Raw genomic sequence first — 20,931 nt, 5'->3', positions numbered from 1 at the left:
TTGCACTCCGGTGCCGCCGTTCTTGCAGGGCAAACGCATCGATGTCGGCTGGCCACAGATTTCGTGCCAATCATCGGTGAACTCGTTATTCGCCAGGAACATATGCTCGCTGCTCTCAGCGGTACCACTCACCGTGTGTTGGCATAGGTTCGCTGAACAGTCGCGTGATCGGGGACATCGGGAACCAACTCCCGCGCCGGGGCCCCGACCCACTTCCACCGCTTGATCTCGATGACGTCGCCGACGACGGGTGGGGTAGCCATATCGCGTTTCCACTGCTGCGCGGCTTCTGCTTCTTCACGGGCGATCCGGTCCGCTTCCTGTGCTCGCTCGATCTCCCGGCGGCTGCGCCCCTCCGATCGTTTCCCGTGTGTCGCACAGGGCTTCCCCTTCGTGTTCACGCATTGCGCACCGGGCGCAGCCCCGCAGACCGGGCACTGGTAGCCGTCCCGGGCGGGGTCGTCGACTACGACCACCCCGTCGTCGTACAACCCGGTCCCCCGTGGGTCCACGAATCGGGAGAAGAACCTGGTGGCACCGTAGGTGACCGACTTGAAGCCGCCGCCCCGGCCGACCACCACCTCTGTGACCGGGCCGTATTTGCGTACCGCTTCCGCCGGGCTCAGCCGCCGGGTAATCGCTACGTGGCCGTGCCCGGTCCACTCCTCCCCGATGACAGATTCGCCGACCCGTGCCCAGGCGATGGGCTCGCCGCAACAGTTGTCATAGAGAACTCCGTCGCTCATTGCCTCATCCTGCCTCGTGCCGACATCCTCCGCGTCGATGATGATCACGACGCCGCGCTCCCGGATGGGATCTCGATCTCCTCGCCCACCCCCAGCCCACCGGGATCGCACCGCGGCATGAATGCCTGGTGCCGGCGGTGTGCGGCCTGCATCGCCTGCTCGCGTCGGTCGAACCACTCGACGAGGTCGGCCTCCACCCGGCCGTGCACGCTCCGCAGGACGACGTAGCGATCCTGGTTGACCGGTGAATCGCGCATCTTCTCCAACCGGGCAGCGAAGGCCGCATCGAGCTGGGTCACCGAGGACGTCGGCAACTCGATCCCCACACCCCAGGGGACGGGCATACCCGCCGTGTTGGGGCGAACGGTCCACGCCACGTGGATCGAAGTCCAGATCGAAGTCGAGTGTCGTCTCGCGATCCATCTCGCCACCTCCCGACCGATTACCCCGCGCCACGAACTGGGGAAGAGGCTGATTGCGCGTTCCCGGCAACGCTCATGGACCTGACTCGCCCCGGCGGACCGGGCACAGCCGGTCCGGTGGGGCACAGCCGAACTACCTGATGCCGTCACCGGTCACGCGAGTGACGGCGTCACCCTGATGGCAGACGATCCGGGCGGCTCGTCGACGATGTCGTCGGCACGGCGCCGACCCCTCGCCACGTTGCCGGCATACTCGGCCGCCCGGACGGCCGGAGACGGGGCGGATTTCACCCGGGCTGTGTTCGACACACGTAACGGTCGTGGCTCTACGCCGAGTTCGATGTGATCGAGGTGTGATGCTGCGCGGCGGTGGGGGCCTGTTCGGTGCCGTCGAAGACCTGCCCGAGTGCCCGGGAACCGAGACCGGCGAGATCGGCGGCGAGCAGGGCGGGAAGGCCTTCGCCGGCAAAGTGGTCGACGATGGGTGCTTCGTCGTCGACGAACCCGCGCAGCCATTGCGGATGCTGCCGTCGCACGAGCCGGCAGTGGGAGCGTTTGACCTCCGCCGCGGTCGACGACCACGCCATGGTTTGCGGTCTGCACAGCAGCGCCCGACCGGCAGGAAGGTCGTGGTCGGTGAGCCACGCACGGGTGCCCGCATGGGTGTGGTCGGGCCGGGTCGTCGAATAGACGAGGGTGAAGCCGAGTCCCTCGATCGCCCAGGCGAGGTCGAAACCCGAGGCGTTGACCTCCGCGTCCGCGAGGTGGGAGAAGGACGCCGGCCACCGCGCCGCCGCCGGGCGCGCGAGTTCGTGCTCGAACATGGACATGTCGGCGACCACCCCGTCGACGTCGAGGAGGACGACTCGGTCGTCGCCGGGACCGCGCCGTGTGTACTTGTGAGGATGCCTCTGCCGTGCCATGGTGATCCCCCTCTGTGTCCATTCGACCTTCCCAGTGTTCATGATGTCCACACGCGGGGGAACGCCCTGCAGCCTCGTGTCGAGGACCTCATCCGGACGGAAAGAGATCCGAAGTACGCTTGTTCACGGCGTCGACAAAGCCCTCCAGCGAGAGGGACAGCGCCGAAACCGGCGGCCACATCATCCATGAAGCCCGGGTTTCCGAAGCCTTGGATGCCCCCTCAGGCGTCGTCTAATTGCAGGAACGCGGCCTGGACCCGCAAGAGGTGCCCCTCCGGGCTCAGTTCCTCGTACCGCTCCATCACCGCCGTCTAGCGGCGGGCCTCGAACAGTTCGGTAGCGCGAGGATCCTCGTCCATACCGCAGTCCATCGCCAGGGTGGCACCCGCCTGCAGCGCGGCGGCCTGTGTCCGGTAGACCCAGACGTCGAGGCGACCGCAGCCGCTGTAGCCGCGGTGCGCGAGCGTCCACACCGCGGGATCACGTGTGGTTTCGATCGTTCCGTCCGGGTGGTAGAGCGTCGAGGAGACCACCTGCTTGACGAAACCGGCTGTACGGGCCACCGTCCGATCCCAGCTCCACGTCGAGCGTAGTCGCCGGATGACGAGGCCACCCCGGAGATGAAGGACCGCACCACAACCCGCGCGAACCAGCGGGCTACACGCTGCGGGGACTCGTTCCGCGTGACGAAAGCATCGGCGCCCGTCGCGTTCACCGGTTCCGGCATCGACGGGTGGTCTGCCGGCCCGCACTCGCTCGGGGGGTGGCTGCGGGGCGCCGCGGCCGCATCGAGCAATCAGCTCAGTCTTGGTCGCCGATGAATTGGTGGAAGCCGGGAACAGTGAACGCGAGGACGCCGCGTTCGGGGGCGTAGACCAGGCCCTTCTTGATCAGTTCGTCGCGCGGCACGGACAGCGCCGACGCGCTGGGCTTGCCCATGGCCCTGGCCAGGTCCCGGACGACGACACCCTCGCCCTCGCCTTCCTCCGCCAGGGCCCGCAGCAGGTCCTTCTGCGCCGGTGTCGCACGGTCCCACCGCGACTGGTAGAGACCGGCATCGACTTCCTGCCGCGCGACATCGGTGCCGACCCGCGCGTCCTCCACGGTGAAAACCGAACCCAAGGCGTTGTTCCACACCGCTTTCCCCACCTCCTGCAGGAAATAGGGGTAGCCGTTGGCTGCGTCCAGCGCCAGCCGCAGTGCCGCCTCGTCCCATTCGGCGTCCCGCTCGATGACCGGTTGGACGAGCGCCGCCCGCGAGTCCGGCTCGCTCAGGGTCGACAAGGCCCGGAACTGGTACAGCCGCTCGGCGTAACTGTTGGCCGTGGCCAACTGCGACGGCAGCGACGGCAGGCCCGCGCCGACCAGGAACAACGGCAACACCGGCGAGGTCTGACTGATCTGATGGAGGGCGGTGCTGACCGCCGCCATCTCCTCGGCCGTGGCCTCCTGCAGCTCGTCGATCAGGATCAGCGCACCGACACCCAGCTCACGCACGGTCTCACCGAGAACGACGAACAGGTCGGTCAGGTCGGTGGACAACCGGCCGGTATCGGCGAACCCGGCAGCCGGGTCGATATCGACGCCGAGGGTGACCACACCCACGTTCAGCGACACCGTGAACGAGGTGAACACACCCAACAGTTGGGTGAGCTTGCGCGGGTCGAATCGTCGCGTCGCGCCCCGCAGGCTGGTGGCGAGCGTGGTGGCGAGTTTCCCCGAACAGAGTGTCGCGACCAGCGAGAATGGGCGGGCGCAGACCGGCTCCGGGCTTGAACGGGTTCAGGACTGGATCCATTCATCAGACATTATCAGTCTCTATAAGAAGTCCCTTTATAAAGACCGATACGACCGCACCTCCCGTTCACGCAACGCACCGTGCGCTCGGTCGCACGCGGTAACGGCACAGGCGTGCACCCGACCCGGGGTGTGGCCGCAGCCCGAAGCGCCCGACCCGTTCCAGCCGCTGATGCCCGGGCCGCCGGTGCCACCCGAGCCGTCGGTGCCACCCGGGCCGTCGACCGACGTGCGTGATGTGATTCGGTTCCAGGTGCCGGCGATATGCGGCCGGCACGGAATGGAGGACCGAGATGACCGAAGTCGACTACATCGACGTGCTCGGGGGGAAGTCCGTGCTCGAGGTGGCCGAAGTAATCGCCGCGGTACTCGGGGCCCGGATGGAGATGGGCGGCGAACCCGGCCGCATCGTGGTCACCGGAACGCCCGATCCCGATCTTCGGGTTGTCATCGGGCTGGCGATCAACGACCGCGGGATACCCGAAAGGTGGACCAGACGAATCACGATCACCCACGATCGCAGTGGCGACGAATGCCGCCGCTGGGCACAGCACCTACACCGCGCCGTCACCGAACGCCGCGACTGGACACTCACCGTCGCCTCCGGCGGCCCGCCGAACCCACACGCCCCACCCTCATCGAACGCCCGGGGAACATGACCCGCTCCGCGGGAAGACACGCGCCGGAACCCTCGTCCACCGCGGCGGCGCGGGCGCGGTGGCCGTTCTACGCCGCTCAGCATCCACACCGCACCCCAGGGCACCGATGCCGCGGAAACGGGCGTTGGTGACCGCGGACGCCGCGGTCCCTCTGCGTGGCTGCGTTATATCTGCACCACACACAGGCCAATTCCGGTCATGAACTCGGCACCGCACCGGTCGGTCGGCCGTACGCTGAGCCCACAGCTGAGTACCGTGCTCGGAAGTGGGGCGAGTCGACATGGACGAACTCGACAGCAAGAACCTGGGTAGGCTGCGCCGAATCGCGGACGCCAGATCGGTGTGGACCTCCGAATCCGGGGACTTCACACCGTGGCTCGCCGAGAACATCGACGTCCTCGCCGACGCCCTCGAAATGACTCTGACCGTCGTCGCCACCGAAGTGCGGATCGGTGACTTCCGCCTCGACATCCACGCCAAGGACGGCAACGACCGCTCCGTCGTCATCGAGAACCAACTCGAACGCACCGATCACGGACACCTCGGACAATGCTTGGTCTACGCCTCGGGCCTCGACGCTTCCACCGTCATCTGGGTCGCTCCCAACTTCCGCGAAGAGTTCCGCAGCGCCCTCGACTGGCTCAACGAACGCACCAACAGCGACCTCGGCTTCTTCGGAGTCGAAATCGGCATCGTCCAGATCGGCCACGGACCCCCGCCATCCAAAGTCCTGGCGGGCAGTCTGGCAGTACTCGAAGCGACGCGCGGTCCGTGACAATATGACCCTCAATGCTCAGGAAGCTCGCGCCCGCGGCATCGTCGACGGCGACAAGCCACCGAAGGCGACCAGGTTCGTCAAGACCACCACTGAGGGCGGCAGCCTCGACACCTCAGCCCTCGAGCGCGCCCGATCGCTGGTCGGATTGAAGGGTTACGTCACCAACATCCCCAATGCGCTGATGACCCCGGGCGAGGTCATCGACAAGTACCACGACCTCTGGCACGTCGAGCAGTCGTTCCGCATGTCGAAGACCGACCTTCGAGCCAGACCGATGTTCCACCACACCCGAGACGCGATCGAAGCGCACCTGACCATCGTGTTCACCGCCCTCGCGATCGCCCGCTACCTGCAGACCGAGACCGGGGTCTCGATCAGGCGCATCGTGAAAGTCCTGCGGCCGCTCCAGGAGATCACTCTGACGATCGCAGGCCGACCCCACACAGCAGCGGACCTGAGCACACCAGATGCCGCCGCTATCCTCACCGCGCTTGAACTACCCGCCCCTTGATCGGGGTACTAAAACTGTGCAAGTCAGGCTCTCAGTCATTTTCATCTCCCCTGGTCGGCACCCAGTCCGAGATCCGAGGCCCTGGGCTCGTGCCGTCCGGACATACCAGCATGAGAATCATGTGGTGGACGATGCGGCGGCCTGGAGCACCGAAGGCTCGAACGACAGAATGGCGTTGTCCCGGACCCGGTAGCGAGGGCGATCCTCATGGTGGTGAGGTCGCGCGTCGGGATGAGTAAGGTCGCGAACCCGTACATCGAGGAGTCGAGCTAACGCCACGGTCTGATCCCAGCTCGGGCACAGTCGGCCCGCCTCCCACAGATCCACGGCCGGTTCCTCTGCGTGGCAGGCGATGTCGACCCCGGACCCGAAGTGCCGTCCGTTATCGAGGAGGTGACTGATGTACCAGGGAACGAGCTTGCCGGCACGCCAGAGCTCGTGCTCGTCGCCATCTGGCTCGACGTAGGAGCCACTGACCACGAAGTCGCACGCGAACTGCTTCAGACGGGCATAGTTCTCCGGCGACCCCGCATCCACGCGTTCTCCGACGTTCCCTCGCGTCGCCATCCAATCGCTGGCGGGCGCCGCGGAATGGCGGCGAAGGAAACTGAACAAGGAACTCCTATCGGTGCGGGGATACATGTGAGCGTTCCACCTGGACGTGGACGGTCGGTGACTCCGCTTGATCTTCCGCAATTCCTGCTCCGCGCAATAACGCTGCCGGCTATGCGCCGCGGCGGGCGCGGGCACAGTCACCCACGGACTGCCGCAGCACCCAGGTGCCGCCCACACGCGTCGCGGGCAGCACCTTGCCCTCGATCGCCTTCAGCACGCTCTGACGGTTCATCCCGAGACCATCGGCGGCCGGCCTCCTCCACCGACACCAGCGGCGGCAGCTCCATCGCGTCGGTGAGGCAGTCGAAATCCGCAGTGGACAGCACCCGCAGCGACCGCAACGGCCACGGGTAAGGACCCAGCACCGCCAACGCGGTGGAGGTGGCCTGGCCCCCCGATTCGCCGGGGATGGCGAGCACGATCTCGGCGCCGCCGAGTTCCGAGCGTGAGGCCGCGCCGCTGTACTCGGCGATCGGGCCGAGCGGTGCGTCGGCGTTCTCTTCACCGAACGTCGCGTCCAGCTCGGCGAGGACGTTGTAGGCTCTGGATCCTTGCGAGTTGTCGAGTAGCAACTCGGTCATGTGTTCCAGTCTGCCCATCTGGTGTCATGGACACGCGCAGCCTGCCACCGAAAGCGAATCCGCGGGATTTAACAGCATGGTGTCGAGGTTCGGTTCGAGTGTCCGGCCGTATCCGTCGAACTGTGCCGATTTGGTGTCGACGAAACGTGAAAACTGAACACGGTATGGCAGGCGGGTTCAGTTTTCAGGTTCTGGCCCACTTTCCGTGATGGTCCATCGTGGCGGCGTGTCGTTCCGATGAGACGTGGAATGCGCGGGAGATGATCTTGCTGGTGTTTTGGAAGCTGTTGTGACCTGCGTGTTTTGCTTCCCCACCTGGTGGGTGTGGCGATTGATTCGATCGACGTCGCTGGGGCGGGGTGAGCATTCGTGCTTCCCCACTGTCGGTGTCGGCGTCCTGCCCGGCCTGCGGTGACACCTCCGATCGGGTGCACAGCCGATACGAACGCACGGTGGCCGACACCGCGATCGGAAATCGGCCGAGTCGCCTCGTCCTGCGGGTGCGGCGCTTCCTGTGTCTGACCGCCGACTGCGAGCGCCGCACCTTCGCCGAGCAGATCGACGGTGTGACCACACGATATGCGCGACGCACCCCACCGCTGCGGGGAACCCTCGAAAGGATCGGGCTGGCGCTCGCCGGCCGAGCCGGAGCCCGACTGGCGACAGCACTCGGAGTGCACGTCGGACGCAGCACCCTGCTACGACTTGTACGTGCGCTTCCGGACCCGCCCACGGCAACGGTGGAGGTCCTCGGTGTCGACGACTTCGCCCTGCGCCGACGGCACCGGTACGGGACCGTCCTGATCGACATGGCCACCCACCGGCCCGTCGACGTCCTCGTCGACCGGAAGGCCGACACCTTCGCCGACTGGCTGACCGCACACCCGGGCACGACCGTGGTGTGCCGCGATCGCGCCGGCGCGTACGCCGAAGGGGCGCGCACCGGAGCCCCCGACGCGATCGAGGTCGCCGACCGCTGGCACCTATGGCACAACCTGGCCGAAGCCGTCGAGAAAACCGTTGCCGCCCAGCACGGTTGCCTCCGCGCCAACACCGCAGTCGACCCCGAACCCATCATCGAACGCACCGCCGCGGAAGACCTCCGGCGGGCCGCCGAACAGGCGCACACCGCACACCGAGAACAATCCGTCCTCGTCGCCCGCACCAAGCGCCGCTACGAGGCCGTCGCCGCGCTCAAGGCCCAGGGTAAGGGGATCAAACCGATCCAGCGGGAGCTCGGACTCGCCAAGGAAACCGTGCGCCGGTATTACCGCGCTGGCAGCGTCGACGAACTGCTGGTCACACCGCGGGCAGGCCGGCGCAACGTGTTGGACGAGTTCACCGAGCACCTGCACGAGCGATGGAACGACGGATGCACGACCGCCCTCACCCTCTTCGACGAGATCCGGGCCTTGGGCTATCGCGGCAGCTACGCCACCGTCCGCGACTACCTCCGCCCGTTCCGCGACGTCGGTGCCGCCCCGCCGGCCACACCGAAAGTCCCGAAGGTTCGGACCATTACCTCGTGGATGCTGCACCATCCCGACAACCTCACCGACGACGAGCAACTCGGACTCAAACAGGTCCTCGCCAGCTGCCAGCACCTCGAGACCACGGCCGCGCACGTCACCGCGTTCGCCGAGATGCTCACCGGCCGCCACGGCGACCGTCTGGCCTCCTGGATGGTGGCCGTCGCGTCGGACGATCTGCCACACCTGCAACGATTCGTCCGGGGAATCGAACGCGACCACGCCGCCGTCCGGGGCGGGCTGACCCTGCCCCACAACTCCGGCGCTGTCGAGGGCAACGTAAATAGAATCAAAATGCTCAAGCGGCAGATGTACGGACGTGCCGGATTCGACCTCCTCCGCAAACGAATACTACTCAGCCACTGACACACTCAGGAACCATCACGAAAAGTGGGCCAGAACCCTCGATCTGGCCCCACCTTGTCGGCTCGAGTTGGCCCCAGCCGACCCTTACTCGTGGAGGCGTGACGGCCTGAAGTGGCCCCACCCTGATGCGGTGAACTGGGCGTTCTGGGTTGGTCGAATGTCCGGGCTGGACGCCGCGACGTCGACGGTGTTGTCCGTCCGCCCGCATGGCCTCCGATCAGCTCGCGGCTTGAGCTGCTGCCCTGGTTTGAGCGAGCCGGTAGCTGTCGGTGCCGGTTTCGATGATCGCGCCGCCGAAGGTGAGTCGGTCGACGATGGCCGCGCAGAGCCTCGGGTCGGTGAACGTCCGGGTCCAACCCGAAAATGACTGGTTGGACGCGATCGCCACGGAGTTCTTCTCCTCACGTTCGGTCAAAACCTGAAACAGCAACTCGGCACCGCGTTTGTCGAGTTCTATGTAGCCGAGCTCGTCAACGCAGAGCAGATCCACCCGCCCGTAGCGGGCGATGGTCTTGACGAGCATTTTCTCGTCGGCGGCCTCGACGAGTTCGTTGACCAGCTTCGTCGCCAGGGTGTAGCGGACCCGGAAACCGGCCTCGGCGGCGGCGGTGCCCAGGCCGATCAGCAGGTGCGATTTGCCGGTGCCGGAATCCCCGATCAGACACAACGGTTCGCCCTTGCGGACCCAGACGCAGCTGGCGAGACTGTTGATGGTGGCCGGGTTGACGTTCGGGTTGGCGTCGAAGTCGAAGTCCGCCAACCATTTCTGGCGCGGGAATCCGGCGGCCTTGACCCGGCGGATGCTGCGGCGCCGGGCGCGGTCGTCGCATTCGGCCAGCAGCAGGTCGGCGAGAAAGCCCTCGTAGGTCAGTTGCTCCTTGTGGGCGACGGTGAGCATGTCCTCGAACCGGGTGCGCACCGTCGGCAGCCGCAGATCACGGCAGGCCTGCTCGATCGCGGTGGCGGCGGCCTCGGGGGTGAGTCCACGCCGGCGCCGTGCGGCGGCCGGTGAGGTGGGGGGGCGACCCGGTCATGATGATGCTCCTTCCCGTGCAGAGACGGCGTCCGCGGAGGGTGGCGGTCGCCGCCGCAGCAACTCGTCGTAGGGGGCGACGGTGGGAAGAGGACGCGAATCCGGTGGCAGGCCGGCAATCACCGCCGCCGGATCGGCCAACCTGCGTGCGGTCATCGACACCACCTTCGACGGTGCCGCCGCGATCCTTGTCGTCGCCAGCTGTAGCGACAACGGCGGCGGAGGCCACGACATGAGCCAAATGTCGAACACCACCGCCGCCGGGACGGCCGAGGGCGTCGTCGCGTTCAACGACGCCGACGTGATGTTCCTGCAGATGATGTCCGCACCACGCCCAGGCGGTCGAGATGGCCGCCATGGTCGAGGGCCGCAGCACCAAGCCGCAGGTGATCGAGTTGGCCAACGCCATCGGGGCCGCCCAGGGACCCGAGATGGAGCAGATGTCCACCCTGCTCACCGGGCCGGGCAAACCCGCCCCCACCACCAAGGCCGCCGCCGGGATGAGCGGGACGGATCACGCCGCGGGCGGCATGAGCGGAACGATGTCCGCGCAGCAGATGAGTGAGCTCGCGGCAAGAACGGCGCCGAGTTCGACACCATGTGGCTGACGATGATGATCGAGCACCACACCGGTGCCATCGAGATGGCCCCAGACCGAACTGGCCGACGGGGAGAACGCCGACGCCAAGAAGATGGCCACCGACATCATCGGCGCTCAGCGGGCCGAAATCACCACCATACAGGCGCTGCTGCAACCGAACTGATCCACGATCTGTGGGGTGGACCGCCCTTCCCGGGTCCACCCCACACCCCTCCCGCTTTCGACGCATCGAAGCATCGAAGCACTCAACCCGCCGTTGCACCTCGCGTCACAGCCCCTTTCCGCTCGGTACGAACGACCACTCTCATGCACACGCACCCGACCCGCCGCACCCCGGTCCTGATCGCCCTCGCCGGTCTTCTCACCCTCCTGCCCCTGCGCACCGTCGGGCACCGGCTCCCCACACCGAACAACACCACCGCACCGGCAGCCGACCCCGATCCCGCGATCACCGTGACACCGGCCGACGCGCGCCGACACCGTCAACCCCGTGTCGGTGACCATCGCCGGCGGCACCCGATCGTGCGCCGGCGCCCTTGCCCGTCACCACGCACTGATGAGCACATACGCGGCCACGACGGACCCCACCACCGCGCCGCCGTAGCACAGCACCGCGATCACCCCACCGGCCCGCTCGAGGCGCAACCCGTGACTCAGGACGGAGCGGAATCTATGCGCCCAGTGGAACAATGCCGAAACACAGAGCCCGAAGAGCACCAGCAGTGTGACCGGGTGGTGCAGCACCGAGAGCAGGTGGGAGTGGTCGGGCGCGGCCAACCAGCCGAGCGGGATCGCGATGCCGAACAAAACCAGCAGGACCGGAATCAGCAGGGCCGCGATCATGCCACCCGCACTGAACAACAGCCACGCTGCAGGCTCCAGCGATCTCGGGGTGCTCTGCTTCCCGGCCGGTGCCCTCTTTGCCGTCATCGCAAGATCACCCACGCCACAACCGCCGAACACGCCGCCCACAGCCCGTAATGCGCTGCGAGCACCACACGAGGCGGGACTCGCCGCCCGCGCAGCCGGACCACCATCGCCTTGGGCGCCAGGTTGAACCACGTCACGGCGTGCAGCAACACGAAAGCCGAGGCGATCACGTCGAGCGCGATCACCCATGGGCGGGCGCTCCAGTCGAGGAACTCCTGGTAGGCCACGGGGCCGGAGCTGACCGCGGCGACCAGCATCAGCAGGAACACCACAAACCACGCGACAAACACGCTGGACAGCTCGCGCATCATGAACAGGAAGTACGAGCGTCGCCGAAGCCACCAGAACCGCGACACCGGTTGCCGGTACGCGCGAGCCGTGTACACGGGTCCGGCGCCGGCGGGAGCGGTGTCCATGCCTCCAGCGCCGACGGGCCCGGCGGTCACCGCGCACCTCGGGGCAAAAGGAACTCCTTGAGCGACTTCGTCGCCGCGGTCAGCTTGTACCGTTGGATCGCGCCGGCGGGATCGACGCCCTTGGGGCATGCGACGCTGCACTCGCCGACGTAGGTGCAGGCCCACGCACCCTCCGCGGAGGAAAGTACATCACGCCGGTCCTCGGCGCCCTCGTCCCGCGAGTCCAGGTTGTACCGTTGCCCCAACGCGATCGCCGCCGGGCCGATGAACAGGGGATCGAGGGCGTACACCGGGCAGGCGGCGTAGCAGAGCATGCAGTTGATGCACATGCTGTACTTCTTGTATTCGTCCATCTGCTCCGGTGTCTGCAGGTACTCGCCGTCCTCGGGCTCGGTGTCGTCCGAGCGGATCAGCCATGGCTTGACCTCGGGCAGCTTCTCCATGAAGTCACTGATATCGACGACCAGGTCGCGGATCACCGGGAAGTTTCGCATCGGCTCGACCCGGACGGGCCCCGGCGCGTAGTCGGTCAGGAATGTCGAGCAGGTCAGCTTCGGCTCGCCGTTGACTGTCATGCCGCAGCTGCCGCAGATGCCCATCCGGCACGACCAGCGGTAGGACAACGTGCCGTCGAGGCGGTCCTTGATGTAGTTGAGGCCGTCGAGGATCGCCCACTGCTTGCGCAGCGGAACCTGATAGCTCTGCAGTGCCGGTTCGGACTCCTGCTCGGGCCGGTAGCGCGAGACCTCCATCGTGATGGTGTCGGCAGTGGTTGTGTCCGCCACGGTTCTCATCTCCCGTATATCCGCTCGCCCGGCGGCCAGCGGGTGATCGTGACCGGGAGGTACGAGAAGCGGGGCGCCCCGTCGGACTCCCGATGAACCAGTGAATGGGCCAGATACCGCTCGTCGTCGCGCACGGGGAAGTCGGTACGCTGGTGTGCGCCGCGTGACTCCTCCCGTCGCAGGGCGCTGCCCACGATGCACTCGGCGACATCCAACATGCACGACAGCTCGAGGGTGGCGACCAGCTCGGTGTTGAAGGTACGGCTGTGGTCATCGATGGCCGCGCCGGCGTAACGCTCCCGCAGCGCCCTGAGTTTGTCGACCGCCCTACCCAGTGATTTCTCGTCCCGGAAGATACCGGCCCCGGCCTCCATCGCATCCTGCATCTCGGTACGGATGCCGGCGATGCGTTCACGACCCGAGCCGCCCTCACCCTGGTGCCGGGCAAGCTCGGTTTCGAGCCGGTGCTGCTCGTCGCGTCCCCGCGCCTCGACCGCCGCGCTGGACGCCCCGGTGCGTAGTTGCCTCACGTAGTCCGCCGCGGCCCGTCCCGCGCGGGCTCCGAAGACCAGCAGTTCCGGTAGGGAGTTCGAGCCCAGCCGGTTGGCGCCGTTGACGCTCACGCACGCGACTTCGCCCGCGGCGTACAGGCCGGCCAGGTCGGTTGCACCCTGGATGTCGGTGTGGATCCCGCCCATCATGTAGTGCACGACCGGGCGCACCGGGATGAGTTCGTGGACCGGGTCGATGTTCTGATAGCTGGCACACAGTTCGCGCACGAACGGCAGTTTGGCGTCGATGACGTTCGCGCCGAGATGGCGAAGGTCTAGATGGACGATCGGCCCGCTGGGGGTATCGATGGTCCGGCCTTTCTCCTGCTCGTGCACGAATGCCTGAGAGAGCCGGTCCCGCGGCCCCAGCTCCATGCTCCGCAGCTGAGGTTCGGGAGTGGGTGTGCCGAGGTCGTAGTCCTGCAGGTAGCGGTAGCCGTCCTTGTTCAGCAACCACCCACCTTCCGCACGGGCGGCCTCGGTGATCAGGATGCCAGTGAAGGGCAGGCCGGTCGGGTGGTACTGGACGAACTCCATGTCTTTCAGGCCGGCGCCCGCCCGGTAGGCCAGAGCCATGCCATCGCCGGTCTTGATGTTCGCGTTGGTGGTGAAGGGGAAGACTCGACCGCAGCCTCCGGTGCACACGATGACGGCGCCGGCGACGATCGTCTCGATCCGGCCGGTGGCCAATTCGATTGCCACCACGCCGCGCACCCGGCCTTCGTCGACCAGAATTGTCGTGACGAACCACTCGTCGTAGCGCACGATGTCCGAATAGGACAGTGCCGTCTGGAACAGTGTGTGCAGCAAGTGAAAGCCGGTCTTGTCGGCGGCGAACCACGTGCGCTTCTTTCGCATTCCGCCGAAGGCGCGCACGGCGATGTGCCCGTTCGACTGTCTACTCCAAGGACAGCCCCAATGTTCGAGACGAAGCAGCTCGGTCGGGGCTTCCTCGATGAATGCCTCGACGGCATCCTGGTCGGACAGCCAGTCGCTGCCGGACACGGTGTCGATGGCGTGTTCTTCGAGGGTGTCGTCATCGGCGATGACGGCAGCGGCTCCACCCTCTGCGGAGACTGTGTGGCTACGCATCGGATAGACCTTCGACACGATCGCGACGCTCAGCTTCGGGTCGGCTTCCGCGATGGCGATGGCCGCCCGCAGGCCCGCGCCACCGCCGCCGACGATGACGACGTCGTGGAATGCGGTCATTTTCAGGCCTCGTGGTTGCCGCTGTGCTCGTCCTTCAGGACCTTGCCGTCGTGGCGGACGGTCTTGATACGGACGGACCCGTCATGGAACTCGTGGCGAATCATGCGGCAACCGCAGGCATAGGTCCGGTCGTCGATGCGCAGGCCTTCGTCGTCGTTCTCCTGGTGCCGTCGACCGTCCACCACCCGCCCGCAGGGCGCTCGCTCCGCGGAAAAGAGTGAACTCGTGCGGATCATGCCACCTCCCTGCCCTGGCGGACGGCCAAACCACTGATCGGTCTCCTCGGCCGGGTTGTGGGGCCGGGCGCCAGACATGCAGTGTGATCTAGTTCACATCGCACGATACGCCTGTTCCCGGACCGTCAGGGCGCAGTGCGGGTCGATCGACTCAGCCGAGTCGGCACCACACCCCCGGCTGGGTCGGCCAGCGCAACGACGCAGGCCGCCGGTGCGACAGCGCGGACGCACACAAAAGTGGTAAAGACCGGACACCGACATGCTGGGCCGTTCCCTACCCGCACGACACCGCCCGGACCACTCCACCCCGCAACATGCCCCCCATCTCTTACTGCCGCGGTCACCGCGGATGCGATTTCTCGACGCGGGCGACTACCGGACGGGGCCGAGACCGCGGCCACACGCTCGAAGCCCCGACTGCGGACCGCCGAGGTGGTGGTGGACCGTGTTCGGGACTGGCACCGAATCGCGGTACGGGCGTGGGCGGTCTGCATCACCGCCTCCGCTCTCGTGGTCGCGGTCGTCGGCTTGCTGCTCATCGTGGGATAGAAACTCTCGACCCCCCACGGACCCGCAGGACCGATTTCGCCGTACCTCGGGGTACCGGGTCGCGCTCTCTCGCTGCCCGCATCCCGCTGTCGAGCAGAGGCACGGCGGCCGCAGCCCGAATTACTGTGCGCCGGGATCGAGGGTGAGGTCCTCGGTGTCGGCGAAGACCAGGCGCCCGTCGTCGAGAGCGATGGCCCACCGATGCACGGGCGCCCACTCGTGCCCACGCCGGGAGTCGGTCAGGGCGGCGTAGTCCTCGACGACTTCACCGGTCTGCGCCTCCTCGGATGCTCGGCGGACCAGCACCCGCACGCCCACCGCTACCGCCGCAGGCGCCGGTTTCTTCGCACTCATGTTTTTGGGCATGCTCGCACCCTTTCGCTCGGCGGACCCCCCGGAGCATATGCAGGAACCCGCATGCGCGCCGAACGATCCGAAACGCGCGACGGTTACCGGAGGGTAGGGCGGGGTAGTCACGGGGCGGTGCACCCTGCGCCGAACCGACACCGTCCATTCACGTCGAAAGGGGAAAACGTATGGGCACATCTGACACCGCCACACTGCTGACGCAGTTGCGCACGATCCTGGACCTGACCAACACCGAAATTCAGGTCGCCGAGACCCGAGTAGCCCAGGCCAGAACCGAGGCCGTGCGCCGCGAACTCCTCGAGAACGCCGAGAACGCCCGCGGCCGGGCCGAGGCCATCGACGCCGCGATCCGCGACCTCGGCGGAATCCCCGAGCTGATCGGGCCGTTCCTGGGACGTGCCGCCGCCGCGGTGAAAACGGTCGTCGAGCAGGCCCAACCGTTCGACGAAGCCCTACTCGGTGACCTGGCCCTCGAACACCAGCTCCTCGACCGCGCCCGCTACATCAAAGCCCTCGCCACCGCCGCCGGCCGCAAAGACATCGAAAATCTCGCGTTCCGGCTGATCACCGCCCACCAGGCCACGGTGGACTGGCTCACCACCGTCCTAGCCGAAGACGCCCTCGGTGGCCCCGCTGCGCTGCGCCGCACCCCGTTGCAGGCGGCCACCGGCACCGCGGTACGGCTGATCAACGTGCCGGTGTCCTGGTCCGCCCCGCGGCCTGGACCGGGCCCTCGACACCGTCCGCGCCACCCCACCCTCCCTGGGGGAGCTGCTCAGCCGGGGCGCGCACGCCGGGGACGTTGCGGTCAAAACGCTGACCGCGAGCCGCGACGCCGCCCTCGAGACCGCCGAGAGGGTCACCCGCCAGCAAGGTGCCGAGGGTGCCGCCGACGCCCTGCGTTCGGTCCGCACCGGCACCGCAACCGGTGTCCCGGAATCGGGCGAGTTGCCGATCGAGGACTTCGACGACCTCAACGTCTCCCAAGCTGTGGCGGCGGTGAAGGAACTCACCGATCCCGCCGACGTGCGGGCGATCGTCGCCTACGAGGAAGCGAACAAGAACCGGCACGGGGTCGTCTCCGCCGCGCAAACCCGGCTGGCCGCGATCGCCAAGGAAGTCGCCGGCCTCACCTGACCCCCCGGGCGCACCGGGTGCCGTCCGTCGGCTTCGGCCGGGCGCGGACAGGTCGAACGAATGGACCGTCCCGTTGACGGGAATACCCCCGCAGCCTCGAGGGGTCTGCGGGGTATTCCTCTGCAACCAGGGTTCGGGCCCCTACCACGCTCGATCCGGGAGGGATCTATTCGGCGAGTTTCGCGACTGCCTGCGCCCAGAGGAAGAACTTGTTGGTGCCCAGGTCCGCGACGGTCTTGATGTTGAACGCCGCCTCGAGGTGTTCGGCGTCGGACTCGCTCACCCCCTCGAACGCGGCGACCGGGGCCTGCGCGAGCTCCTCGATCGGAAGGGTTTCATTCGCCTTGGGGTCAAGGCCCGACATCGGGGCAAGCAACCCCAACGAACGCATCAATTCGTTGCGGAAAGGGGATGGAGATTGAAATTCTGCACGAAACCATCTCCGCCTCAACCTAATCGCCCACTAAGAGCGTGTCTCATGTGGATGAAGTGGCGTGTGGGGCATAATGTGACGCGTGTTAGATGGGTTGTCACTGCGGTTGGTGCCGGATGCGTTGTGGGAGATCGTCGAACCGTTGATTCCGCGATTCGCCGCACGGCCGCAGGGAGGTGGCAGTGCGCCGGTGGATGATCGGGCGGTGTTCACCGCGATCGTGTACGTGCTGACCAGTGGATGTGCGTGGCGGCATCTGCCGCCCTCGTTCGGGGTCACAGTTCCTACCGCGCACCGAAGATTTACCGTCTGGGCGGCGGCAGGGGTGTTCGAGAGACTGCACCGTGAGGTGCTCGACCGGCTCGGTAGCGCCGGTGAACTCGACTGGACGGCAGCGATCCTGGACGCCGCGAGCGTGCGGGCGAAAAAAGGGGATCGCTGACCGGGCCGAGTCCGGTCGATCGCGGCAAGAAGGGGTCGAAGATCCACGTCCTGTCCGAGTCGAATGGAATCCCGCTGGTCGTCGATGTGTCCGCGGCGAACACCCACGACAGCACCTTGCTGCAACCGATGGTCAGCGCGATCCCGGCGGTGAAGTCCCGACGTGGGCCGCGCCGTCGCAAACCCGGAAAGCTTCGCGCCGATAAGGGCTACGACTACGACAAGCACCGCCGGTGGCTGCGCGAAGAGGGCATTGTCCCGCGCATCGCTCGTCGCGGAATCGAGAGGAACGACCGGCTGGGCCGGTACCGGTGGAAGATCGAACGCACCATCGCCTGGCTCACCGGCTACCGACGCCTGACCATCCGCTATGAACGCCGCGCCGAGCACTTTGCCGGATTCCTCCATCTCGCGGCCGCGCTCACTTGCTTCAAGAAACTCCCCACATGAGACAACCTCTAACAGACATTAGGTCGGCTGTGTCGGCGGGTCCCGTTCGCTGCGATTCCGAATCTCCGTGTCCGGGTACGGAAGCCATTGCTCGCCCGCGCCCGCAACGAGAGAAATCGAATCCTGCAATATACCAACGACCAAGCCCGGACTTTGCGAAAATGAGCACGGATCTTGGAGCTGCAGGTCGGGGTACGCAGCAGCAGTTATCGGTATCCACCTGACGCACGGTCGCCCACTACCGCGCCGTCTCGACGCCTTCCCGGGGGCCCAACATGAGGACTGGTGTGAGAACACTCGGTGCTGCTCTTTACATTCTCGCGGCGGTGTCAGCTGTCGGGTTCGCGATGAACTTGGTGTTCGGTCCACAGTGGATCGAGGCCTTGTTCGGGGTCGAGCCGGACGGTGGTGACGGTTCGCTCGAGGCGCTGTTGGTGCTGGCGCCCGCCGTTGCCGCCGCCGGGTTAACGGTCGCCGGGTTCGTTTTGAGGCGGCCTCGTCCGGAAGTGGGGTAACCGCATCTATCCGCGCGATGTCCGAACGAGGACTGCACGGTGTGCTCCTGCCGCGGGTCGGCGGCAACCGCAGAGAGCCTGACCCCGTCGGCAGTGCGCCACGATGCTCGCGGCGCACGGCCGACTGCACAGTGCGTTTGATCGAGGAGGTAGATCTCCATGGCCCGCAAGACAATCGTCGTTCAGCAGCGGTACGCCGACCGGCCCCGGAAATCGGAATCACCGACCGCTCGACCGGATCCTACGACCACGCACAAAGTCCGCAGCGACTGGTTCCAGGCGAGGGAGGCTTGGCCCCTTCGGGAGTCGCCGATCGATGTGCTCTTGCAAGAACGTGCCCGGGCCCAGGTGGAGGTGCCGCCCGCACCGGGTAGCGACCTGTGGGCCTCGGTGGGTCCATCGAACATCGGCGGGCGCATGACCTGCTTGGTCTGCCACCCCGATCACCCGGAACGCCTGTGGGCCGGTGCGGCTGGGGGTGGTGTCTGGCAAAGCACCGATGCGGGCATGACATGGCAGCCGTTGTGGCACGACCAACCGTCGTTGAACGTCGGCTCGCTCGCGATCGATCCGCAGCAGCCGGACACGATCTACTGCGGTACTGGCGAGGCGAACCTGTCCGCGGACTCGCACCCGGGGATCGGTGTGATGCGCTCTCTCGACGCGGGCGCGACCTGGCAGGTACTCGCGCCCGCGGCCACACTCGGTCTGCCCCGTCGGATCGGCGCTCTTGCCGTCGACCCGTTCGATTCCCAACACCTGCTGGCCGGTGGTGTCGGCCACCGCCCGCAAGATGCCGCGGGCCTCTTTGTTTCACGGGACGGTGGCCTGTCCTGGGCCCGGGTCCCCCTGGCCGGCCCGGCGGGGTATCGCTGTCACGACATCCAATTCCGAACCGGCGATGAGGGGCTCACCTACGTCACGATCACCGCCCAAGGAGCGAAGAGCGGAATTTGGCGGAGCCGCGACGGCGGCGCGACGTGGCAGCAACTCGGTGGCGGGCTCCCGCCGCCCGCCGCAATCGGCCGCACCTCACTCGCGCTCGCGCCCTCCGATCCGAATGTGCTGTATGCCCAGATAGAGCGCCAGAGCGCCGTGCTGGGCATCTTCCGCACCGGGGACGGCGGCGACACGTGGACCGCCGTGGGCGGCAACCATTTCGCGGACGAGCGGCAGATGTCCTACAACAACACCATCGTCGTCCACTCCTCGGATGCGAACTGGGTGCTGTGCGGCGGCGTGGACCTGCATCGCACGAAGAACGGCGGCAATACCTGGACCAGGGTGACACGTTGGGACTCCGACCGCGGTGACCCGATCTACGCGCACGCCGACCACCATTCGCTGGTCATGCCGACGGGGGAACCGGGTTCGGTCTACGACATGAACGACGGCGGGATGGATTTCAGCGCCGACGGTGGAACAAAGTGGGAGAACCGAAGCAATGGCCTGGCCACCAACATGTTTTATGACCTCGAGGTTGCCCAGACAAGCGGCGACTTCATCGCCGGCGGCGCTCAGGACAACGGAACACTGGCCACCCTCGATGGGCAGGCGCACACGTACTTCGAGCTCACCGGCGGCGACGGCGGCTGGGTTGTCATCGACCCCCAGGATGCTAATCATTTGTTCACGACCTGGCAGTTCATGGGAATGGCACGCTTTCGTGCCAGTGACGGCTGGAAAGAGGTGTCACCGCCGGAGAATCAGGCGAAGCCGTGGATGATGTTCGTGGCGATGGATCCCAAGAACCGCAAGACGCTGTTCACGGGGTCGCGGCGGGTATGGCGAACGAAGAACGACGGCGACACCTGGACGGCGGTGTCGGAGGTCCTGGACGGCAGCGACATCACCGCCGTCGAGGTGGCGCGGGCCGACAACAAACGTGTCTATATCGGCACCGAGAACGGCGGATTCTTCCGCAGCACCGACGGCGGCGCGACCTGGAGCGACAACCTCGCCAGCACACTTCTGCCCGGCCGCACCCTCACCCGGGTGCAGAGCCGGGCAGACGATGCCGACGTGGTTTATGCGACGGTCGCGAACTTTGGCATCCATCACGTCTTCCGTTCCGCCGACGGGGGCCTGAACTGGACCGACATCGACCGCGGTGAGCTCCCTGACGTCCCCGCGCTGTCTATTGCGGTGCCTGCGGCGCATCCGGGACGGATCTACGTGTGCGGCGATGCCGGGGTCTTCGTCTCCGACGACGACGGCACCAGCTGGGCGAACCTCACCGGCACCCTGCCCAATGTCACGGTCGTCGACCTCGTCTACCACGAACAGGAACGGCTGCTGACCGCCGCGACCTACGGCCGGAGTATCTGGCGGCTGCCGGTGGACTGA

General features: G+C 66.7%; 20 protein-coding genes and 5 pseudogenes. 9 read left to right on the top strand and 16 right to left on the bottom strand.

Annotated elements, in window-relative coordinates:
- Window positions 1-128: 128 nt before the first annotated feature.
- From CBI38_RS34495 to CBI38_RS34475, 5 genes are all read right to left on the bottom strand, one after another.
- Window positions 129-746, bottom strand: coding sequence for a hypothetical protein (locus CBI38_RS34495; RefSeq protein ID WP_157180134.1), 618 nt, complete (start codon window positions 744-746; stop codon window positions 129-131).
- A 44-nt stretch (window positions 747-790) separates the two neighbouring features.
- Window positions 791-1,123, bottom strand: coding sequence for a hypothetical protein (locus CBI38_RS34490; RefSeq protein WP_109335913.1), 333 nt, complete (start codon window positions 1,121-1,123; stop codon window positions 791-793).
- Between the two features lie 371 nt (window positions 1,124-1,494).
- On the bottom strand, window positions 1,495-2,091 hold the full coding sequence (locus tag CBI38_RS34485) for an LNS2 domain-containing protein (RefSeq protein WP_162603378.1): 597 nt from the start codon (window positions 2,089-2,091) through the stop codon (window positions 1,495-1,497).
- A gap of 311 nt (window positions 2,092-2,402) precedes the next feature.
- On the bottom strand, window positions 2,403-2,654 hold the full coding sequence (locus tag CBI38_RS34480) for a hypothetical protein (RefSeq protein ID WP_230990345.1): 252 nt from the start codon (window positions 2,652-2,654) through the stop codon (window positions 2,403-2,405).
- 238 nt (window positions 2,655-2,892) lie between these two features.
- Entirely contained in the window at window positions 2,893-3,726 is an 834-nt protein-coding gene (locus tag CBI38_RS34475) for an ATP-binding protein (RefSeq protein WP_230990344.1), read from the bottom strand.
- A 455-nt stretch (window positions 3,727-4,181) separates the two neighbouring features.
- On the opposite strand from CBI38_RS34475, the gene CBI38_RS34470 reads away from it, so the two are divergent.
- The 3 genes and pseudogenes from CBI38_RS34470 to CBI38_RS34460 form a co-directional block, all read left to right on the top strand.
- Complete coding sequence (locus CBI38_RS34470; RefSeq protein WP_109335911.1) at window positions 4,182-4,547, top strand: hypothetical protein; 366 nt, start codon at window positions 4,182-4,184, stop codon at window positions 4,545-4,547.
- Window positions 4,548-4,827: 280 nt separating this feature from the next.
- Entirely contained in the window at window positions 4,828-5,322 is a 495-nt protein-coding gene (locus CBI38_RS34465; RefSeq protein ID WP_230990444.1) for a PDDEXK family nuclease, read from the top strand.
- Window positions 5,258-5,836: pseudogene (locus CBI38_RS34460) on the top strand (IS1634 family transposase); the annotation flags it as partial. The gene CBI38_RS34465 and the pseudogene CBI38_RS34460, both read left to right, overlap by 65 nt.
- 117 nt (window positions 5,837-5,953) lie before the next feature.
- On the opposite strand, the gene CBI38_RS34455 reads toward CBI38_RS34460, so the two are convergent.
- Together CBI38_RS34455 and CBI38_RS34450 are read right to left on the bottom strand one after the other, a co-directional pair.
- A complete protein-coding gene (locus CBI38_RS34455) occupies window positions 5,954-6,373 on the bottom strand; it encodes a hypothetical protein (RefSeq protein WP_230990343.1) in 420 nt (139 codons plus the stop codon).
- Between the two features lie 215 nt (window positions 6,374-6,588).
- The gene (locus CBI38_RS34450) at window positions 6,589-7,050 is read right to left on the bottom strand and encodes a hypothetical protein (RefSeq protein ID WP_230990342.1); all 462 of its coding nucleotides are present in this window, start codon (window positions 7,048-7,050) and stop codon (window positions 6,589-6,591) included.
- A gap of 276 nt (window positions 7,051-7,326) precedes the next feature.
- Between CBI38_RS34450 and CBI38_RS34445 the strand changes: the two are divergent.
- Window positions 7,327-8,927, top strand: a pseudogene (locus CBI38_RS34445) (ISL3 family transposase).
- A gap of 217 nt (window positions 8,928-9,144) precedes the next feature.
- On the opposite strand, the gene istB reads toward CBI38_RS34445, so the two are convergent.
- Together istB and CBI38_RS34435 are read right to left on the bottom strand one after the other, a co-directional pair.
- Window positions 9,145-9,882, bottom strand: a complete 738-nt coding sequence (gene istB, locus CBI38_RS34440; RefSeq protein ID WP_109335910.1) for an IS21-like element helper ATPase IstB — start codon at window positions 9,880-9,882, stop codon at window positions 9,145-9,147.
- A 75-nt stretch (window positions 9,883-9,957) separates the two neighbouring features.
- A pseudogene (locus CBI38_RS34435) lies at window positions 9,958-10,128 on the bottom strand (IS21 family transposase); the annotation flags it as partial.
- Window positions 10,129-10,192: 64 nt separating this feature from the next.
- Here CBI38_RS34435 and CBI38_RS40855 point away from each other — a divergent pair.
- A pseudogene (locus CBI38_RS40855) lies at window positions 10,193-10,724 on the top strand (DUF305 domain-containing protein).
- Between the two features lie 380 nt (window positions 10,725-11,104).
- On the opposite strand, the gene frdD reads toward CBI38_RS40855, so the two are convergent.
- The 6 genes from frdD to CBI38_RS34395 form a co-directional block, all read right to left on the bottom strand.
- Window positions 11,105-11,491 (bottom strand): fumarate reductase subunit FrdD, encoded by a 387-nt coding sequence (frdD, locus tag CBI38_RS34425; RefSeq protein ID WP_109335909.1) that lies wholly within the window; start codon window positions 11,489-11,491, stop codon window positions 11,105-11,107.
- Complete coding sequence (locus CBI38_RS34420) at window positions 11,488-11,907, bottom strand: fumarate reductase subunit C (RefSeq protein WP_204165057.1); 420 nt, start codon at window positions 11,905-11,907, stop codon at window positions 11,488-11,490. Before CBI38_RS34420 ends, frdD begins: the two co-directional genes overlap by 4 nt.
- A 26-nt stretch (window positions 11,908-11,933) precedes the next feature.
- Entirely contained in the window at window positions 11,934-12,701 is a 768-nt protein-coding gene (locus tag CBI38_RS34415; protein WP_109335907.1) for a succinate dehydrogenase/fumarate reductase iron-sulfur subunit, read from the bottom strand.
- The gene (gene frdA, locus CBI38_RS34410; RefSeq protein WP_109335906.1) at window positions 12,698-14,455 is read right to left on the bottom strand and encodes a fumarate reductase (quinol) flavoprotein subunit; all 1,758 of its coding nucleotides are present in this window, start codon (window positions 14,453-14,455) and stop codon (window positions 12,698-12,700) included. The genes CBI38_RS34415 and frdA overlap by 4 nt, the downstream gene beginning before the upstream one ends.
- Before the next feature lie 2 nt (window positions 14,456-14,457).
- Window positions 14,458-14,691 carry a hypothetical protein gene (locus tag CBI38_RS34405; protein WP_230990341.1) on the bottom strand — a complete coding sequence of 78 codons (234 nt, stop codon included), beginning with the start codon at window positions 14,689-14,691 and terminating at the stop codon, window positions 14,458-14,460.
- A gap of 669 nt (window positions 14,692-15,360) precedes the next feature.
- Entirely contained in the window at window positions 15,361-15,606 is a 246-nt protein-coding gene (locus CBI38_RS34395) for a hypothetical protein (RefSeq protein ID WP_109335904.1), read from the bottom strand.
- Window positions 15,607-15,776: 170 nt separating this feature from the next.
- Between CBI38_RS34395 and CBI38_RS34390 the strand changes: the two are divergent.
- A pseudogene (locus tag CBI38_RS34390) lies at window positions 15,777-16,746 on the top strand (ferritin-like domain-containing protein).
- Between the two features lie 166 nt (window positions 16,747-16,912).
- Here the strand turns inward: CBI38_RS34390 and CBI38_RS34385 are convergent.
- Window positions 16,913-17,110 carry a hypothetical protein gene (locus tag CBI38_RS34385; protein WP_109335903.1) on the bottom strand — a complete coding sequence of 66 codons (198 nt, stop codon included), beginning with the start codon at window positions 17,108-17,110 and terminating at the stop codon, window positions 16,913-16,915.
- 151 nt (window positions 17,111-17,261) lie between these two features.
- Between CBI38_RS34385 and CBI38_RS34380 the strand changes: the two genes are divergently transcribed.
- The 3 genes from CBI38_RS34380 (at window position 17,262) to CBI38_RS34370 (ending at window position 20,931) form a co-directional block, all read left to right on the top strand.
- Window positions 17,262-18,070, top strand: a protein-coding gene (locus CBI38_RS34380) for an IS5 family transposase (RefSeq protein WP_204164786.1) whose coding sequence is annotated in 2 segments (ribosomal slippage) — window positions 17,262-17,610 and window positions 17,610-18,070 — 810 coding nt in all. Because the reading frame shifts where the segments join, the coding sequence is not laid out codon by codon here.
- Window positions 18,071-18,357: 287 nt separating this feature from the next.
- The gene (locus tag CBI38_RS34375) at window positions 18,358-18,585 is read left to right on the top strand and encodes a hypothetical protein (protein ID WP_230990340.1); all 228 of its coding nucleotides are present in this window, start codon (window positions 18,358-18,360) and stop codon (window positions 18,583-18,585) included.
- 159 nt (window positions 18,586-18,744) lie between these two features.
- Window positions 18,745-20,931, top strand: coding sequence for a WD40/YVTN/BNR-like repeat-containing protein (locus CBI38_RS34370; RefSeq protein WP_109335901.1), 2,187 nt, complete (start codon window positions 18,745-18,747; stop codon window positions 20,929-20,931).

The sequence above is a fragment of the Rhodococcus oxybenzonivorans genome, from assembly GCF_003130705.1.
Classification (GTDB): Bacteria; Actinomycetota; Actinomycetes; order Mycobacteriales; family Mycobacteriaceae; genus Rhodococcus_F; species Rhodococcus_F oxybenzonivorans.
Note: the sequence above shows the minus strand (reverse complement) of the source record. Positions and strands in the feature narration are given on the sequence as shown.

Bases quoted from the DNA above. Each gene is read 5' to 3' on its own strand.
- CBI38_RS34495 (WP_157180134.1), bottom strand. From the start codon at position 746: ATGAGCGACGGAGTTCTCTATGACAACTGTTGCGGCGAGCCCATCGCC.
- CBI38_RS34485 (WP_162603378.1), bottom strand. From the start codon at position 2,091: ATGGCACGGCAGAGGCATCCTCACAAGTACACACGGCGCGGTCCCGGC.
- CBI38_RS34470 (WP_109335911.1), top strand. From the start codon at position 4,182: ATGACCGAAGTCGACTACATCGACGTGCTCGGGGGGAAGTCCGTGCTC.
- CBI38_RS34465 (WP_230990444.1), top strand. From the start codon at position 4,828: ATGGACGAACTCGACAGCAAGAACCTGGGTAGGCTGCGCCGAATCGCG.
- CBI38_RS34450 (WP_230990342.1), bottom strand. From the start codon at position 7,050: ATGGGCAGACTGGAACACATGACCGAGTTGCTACTCGACAACTCGCAA.
- frdD (WP_109335909.1), bottom strand. From the start codon at position 11,491: ATGACGGCAAAGAGGGCACCGGCCGGGAAGCAGAGCACCCCGAGATCG.
- CBI38_RS34420 (WP_204165057.1), bottom strand. From the start codon at position 11,907: ATGGACACCGCTCCCGCCGGCGCCGGACCCGTGTACACGGCTCGCGCG.
- CBI38_RS34415 (WP_109335907.1), bottom strand. From the start codon at position 12,701: ATGAGAACCGTGGCGGACACAACCACTGCCGACACCATCACGATGGAG.
- frdA (WP_109335906.1), bottom strand. From the start codon at position 14,455: ATGACCGCATTCCACGACGTCGTCATCGTCGGCGGCGGTGGCGCGGGC.
- CBI38_RS34405 (WP_230990341.1), bottom strand. From the start codon at position 14,691: ATGATCCGCACGAGTTCACTCTTTTCCGCGGAGCGAGCGCCCTGCGGG.
- CBI38_RS34395 (WP_109335904.1), bottom strand. From the start codon at position 15,606: ATGCCCAAAAACATGAGTGCGAAGAAACCGGCGCCTGCGGCGGTAGCG.
- CBI38_RS34385 (WP_109335903.1), bottom strand. From the start codon at position 17,110: ATGTCGGGCCTTGACCCCAAGGCGAATGAAACCCTTCCGATCGAGGAG.
- CBI38_RS34370 (WP_109335901.1), top strand. From the start codon at position 18,745: ATGGCCCGCAAGACAATCGTCGTTCAGCAGCGGTACGCCGACCGGCCC.